Source organism: Motilimonas pumila, assembly GCF_003596335.1.
In the GTDB taxonomy this organism is placed as follows: Bacteria; Pseudomonadota; Gammaproteobacteria; order Enterobacterales; family CBDFNC01; genus Motilimonas; species Motilimonas pumila.
In genome coordinates this window covers 1-3,859 of record NZ_QZCH01000065.1, presented here as the reverse complement: position 1 = coordinate 3,859, position 3,859 = coordinate 1, and the positions used below count along the sequence as shown (strand labels likewise).

Genomic DNA, 3,859 nt, shown 5'->3' with positions numbered 1-3,859 from the left:
TGCGGCGTTAAATCCCTTTAGGTAGTTCGTTATGGATTTCGAGATCGAATTAAACAAAGTAAAGTTTGATGAATACGATGAAGCAGACCTTGAAATGCTTTATGAATTTATCGAGCGTATTGAAAAGCTTCCAAATAAGAGGGATGCTATTCCAGCGATATTTAATTTCATGGAAGAATCTCATGACAAGGAGTTAGGATCGCCAGGGCCATTGGTTCACTTCGTAGAAGAAAAAAATGATTATCACAAAGCTTTGAAAGAATCATTGACGCGTAAGCCTACAGTTCTTACTTTGTGGATGGTAAACAGAATAATTAACGGCGTGTCTGAAGCTGATAAAATAGATTGGTTCTCAACTTTAGAAACAGTTTCTAGTAATGAATCAGCTGATGAGATGGCTAAAGCTGAAGCTAAAAGGTATTTGGAGTATCAGCGTGGCGAGATTTAACAAGCGCCTGCAATCTGACAGTCAAAACTGTCACTTCTTTTGCCATAAACCCGGCAAAACAATCGCCATTTTTTGCCTGCAGTTGAGGCGGGCGTTAAATGCCTAGGAGATCTCGCTCAGCTCTTCGGTATAAAGAAAGGAATTACTAATGACCACGGATGAAATGATGAAATATCCAGCACCTCTTTTAAAAGTTAGAGTTTCTGACTTTGCAGCAGAACCTTGGCTTGTAGCAATGTGCGCTGGCTATGAAAATGGGGAATGGCGTGAAGAGCAACTTATAGAGCATGCAATGGAGTGGCTACCTGAATTTTCATTGAAATACAGTGAATGGAGTTCTTTAGGGGCTTCTAATGCTGTTAAGCTTATTAGAAAGGCTGCTAAAGCCTTATATAACACGGAAAAATTTAAAAACAGAGGAGAGTTTGGGGAGCTTTTTCTTCATATGATTCTTAGGCATGTATTTGGCACAATTCCAGCGATTTGCAAAATGCACTACAAGGACTCACGTAATGACACAGTAAAAGGGTTTGATTGTGTACACGTTGTAGCAAAGGAGAGTGAATTAGAATTGTGGATTGGTGAAGTTAAATTTTACAAAGAAATCACATCAGCGATCAGAGATGTTGTAAAAGAGCTTCATGAGCACACAGAGCGAGATTATTTACGTGATGAATTCGTAGCGATTACTAATAAAATTGATGAGAAGTGGCCACATTCAGAACGTCTAAAAATGTTGTTAGATGAAAACACATCTCTGGATGATATTTTTGATTCAGTCTCTATACCGGTATTACTCACATATGATAGTGATGCTATCAATAGCCACACTAAAGTAACTGATGACTTTAAGGCTGCATTCGAAAAAGAAGTGATAGAAAACTGGCAAAAATTTAAAGGCAAAGATTTACCTGATTCTATCAATATCAGTCTAATACTCTTACCCCTCAAGTCTAAAGCTGATATTCAGAAAAAGCTGCATGAGGAGTTACAAGTATGGAACTAAGTACTCTAAGTGAAAAGTTAAAAAACTCTGAATATATTGAACAGGAACCGTTTGCAATTGCTAAGGCTTTAGCAGCGATTTATAACAACTCTGACTCACAGTCTACCTCTAAAATTCAAGAACTTGTATTGAGAGCAATGGATAAATATGAGTGCTTTGGCGATTCGAAGTCAATTATCGACTCATTAATAAGAGAGTTAGGATTATTTCCATACCTAAACAAAGAAAGCTTAAGTATTCGTGACATGTTGGCTGTAGAAGCACATAAGGCTTGCATAGGTCAAGAAGAAATCTATTTTCATGGCCCGCAGGCTGAAGTTTATTACAAACTTATCAGTGGGCAGAGTGTCGTTTTGAGTGCACCCACAAGTTTTGGTAAGAGTTTGATTGTAGATGCATTAATAGCGAGTAAGCGATTTAATAATATTGTAATTGTTGTTCCAACAATTTCATTAATAGATGAAACGCGCCGAAGGTTATCTAAATTTAGCCCTGAATTTAAAGTTATAACACATTCCTTGCAATCTAAGTCCGATAAAAACATTTTTGTTTTAACTCAGGAACGTGTTTTAGAAGAGGATTTTGTTGGTGAAGTTGACTTCTTCGTTATAGATGAGTTTTACAAACTTAGCCCATGGGCAGATGGTGGAAATAGGTGCTCACTACTTAATGAAGCTTTTTACCGTCTGTATAAAAAGTGTTCTCACTTCTACATGCTAGGCCCTAACATACAAGGTGTTGCTGGAGACTTTATAGAAAATGTTAGATTTGAATTTATAAAGTTCAGTTTCAGTACAGTCGTTACCGAATTTCATGATCTTTCGTCTAATGAAAAAGAAAATACTTTAGTAGAGCTTTGCGACTCTATCGATGGGCAAACAATTGTATTTTGTAGTTCCCCAGCTAGAGCGAACACAGCTGCTGAATTGATAGCTAGTAACATTAGCTTTGAAGCGCATGAAGATGCGCTAAAACTAGCTGATTGGCTCGCTGATAATTATCATGACGATTGGGTGTTAACCAATGCTCTGAGATGCGGTGTCGGAATACATCACGCAAGAATACCAAGAAGTGTTTCTCAATATATCGTAGACCTATTTAATGCAGGAAAGATAAAGTTTTTGGTATGTACATCTACATTGATAGAAGGTGTAAATACAGCCACAAAGAATATTGTTTGTTACGACAATAAGATAAATAGAACTAACATAGATTTTTTTACCTTTAATAATATTGCTGGTCGAAGTGGTCGTATGTTTAAACATTTTATTGGAAATGTTTTCTTACTCGCACCACCTCCAACAGAGCAATTGCCTTATGTGGATATTCCTGTTTATTCTCAAGGCCCAGATACCCCAGAGTCCTTACTTGTAAATATGGATGAAGGCGACCTCACTCAACAATCGAGAGATAGAATTAGCTCCATTACAGAGCAAAGTGATCTTGAACTCAGTACTATAAGAAATAACAAGACAGTCGAACCTATTCAACAAATTGAATTTGCGAAGGTTCTACATATAAATTTTGATAATTGGTTACCTGAACTTTTATGGAGAGGCTACCCTACATATGATCAATTAAAATTTATATGCGGCCTTATTTGGGATTACTTTGAGGGAAGGAAGATTGGTAACAGGAGTGTATTTTCAGCATCTCAACTTGCATTCAAAATCGGAGAGCTATCCGATCAAAAGCCAATTTCATTGTTAATTGAAGAAGCTATAGCATACAAACCAGAAGAACAGGTAGATGTTATAGTAAGCCGTATCCTAGACTTCAGGAGACTTTGGGCAAATTTCCATTTTCCAAGATTATTGCGAACAATTGAATCGATAGTAAATAGCGTGTTAAAAGCGAAGGGTGTAAAAAGCTTATGTGACTATAGTGCTTATTCGATAATGGTTGAAAATTATTTTTTTGATTCTTCATTAGTCGCCCTAGAAGAGTACGGGTTACCGCTTGAAGTTTCTGCCAAATTTCAAGCTTTATTATCGTCTGAAGGAGATCTAGATAAGGCCTTAGCTGCATTGAAAAATATGGAAGAAGCTTTTGGTCTCAATGAAGTAGACAAAAGTTTTATTGCTAGGGCGCAAGTTGGCATTTAACAAGTTGCTCAAACGGACGTAAAACAGTTGGCTTACGTTCGTTCCTCACTAATTTTAGCCAACAGTTTTACGCCGCTTAGCAAGGCGCTGACGGATCCCCTCATAATTTCCCTAGTCCAGCGTTGTGCGTGAGCCGTTGATATTCCAGTATTGCCCATTGATATTGGGACTCGTAAATTTGATACCGCCTATGGCTCCGAACTTCCCTTCCTAAGCGGGGTATGGAAAGCACTCTGCGATGTTTTATTGTGTTGGCTTGAAAGTCAAAATGCCACTTCGCTTGTACCGCAACGAGTCCAT

The 3,859-nt window shown here is 37.7% G+C and carries 3 protein-coding genes; all 3 read left to right on the top strand.

Going from position 1 to position 3,859, the window contains the following annotated elements:
• The first annotated feature begins 31 nt into the window (after positions 1-31).
• The gene (locus tag D1Z90_RS20185; protein ID WP_119912578.1) at positions 32-448 is read left to right on the top strand and encodes a hypothetical protein; all 417 of its coding nucleotides are present in this window, start codon (positions 32-34) and stop codon (positions 446-448) included.
• A gap of 148 nt (positions 449-596) precedes the next feature.
• The gene (locus D1Z90_RS20180; protein WP_198419276.1) at positions 597-1,454 is read left to right on the top strand and encodes a HamA C-terminal domain-containing protein; all 858 of its coding nucleotides are present in this window, start codon (positions 597-599) and stop codon (positions 1,452-1,454) included.
• The gene (locus D1Z90_RS20175) at positions 1,445-3,559 is read left to right on the top strand and encodes a DEAD/DEAH box helicase (protein ID WP_119912577.1); all 2,115 of its coding nucleotides are present in this window, start codon (positions 1,445-1,447) and stop codon (positions 3,557-3,559) included. Before D1Z90_RS20180 ends, D1Z90_RS20175 begins: the two co-directional genes overlap by 10 nt.
• The last annotated feature ends 300 nt before the right edge of the window (positions 3,560-3,859 follow it).

Coding starts and splice junctions, on each gene's coding strand:
- D1Z90_RS20180 (WP_198419276.1), top strand. CDS start 597: ATGACCACGGATGAAATGATGAAATATCCAGCACCTCTTTTAAAAGTT.
- D1Z90_RS20185 (WP_119912578.1), top strand. CDS start 32: ATGGATTTCGAGATCGAATTAAACAAAGTAAAGTTTGATGAATACGAT.
- D1Z90_RS20175 (WP_119912577.1), top strand. CDS start 1,445: ATGGAACTAAGTACTCTAAGTGAAAAGTTAAAAAACTCTGAATATATT.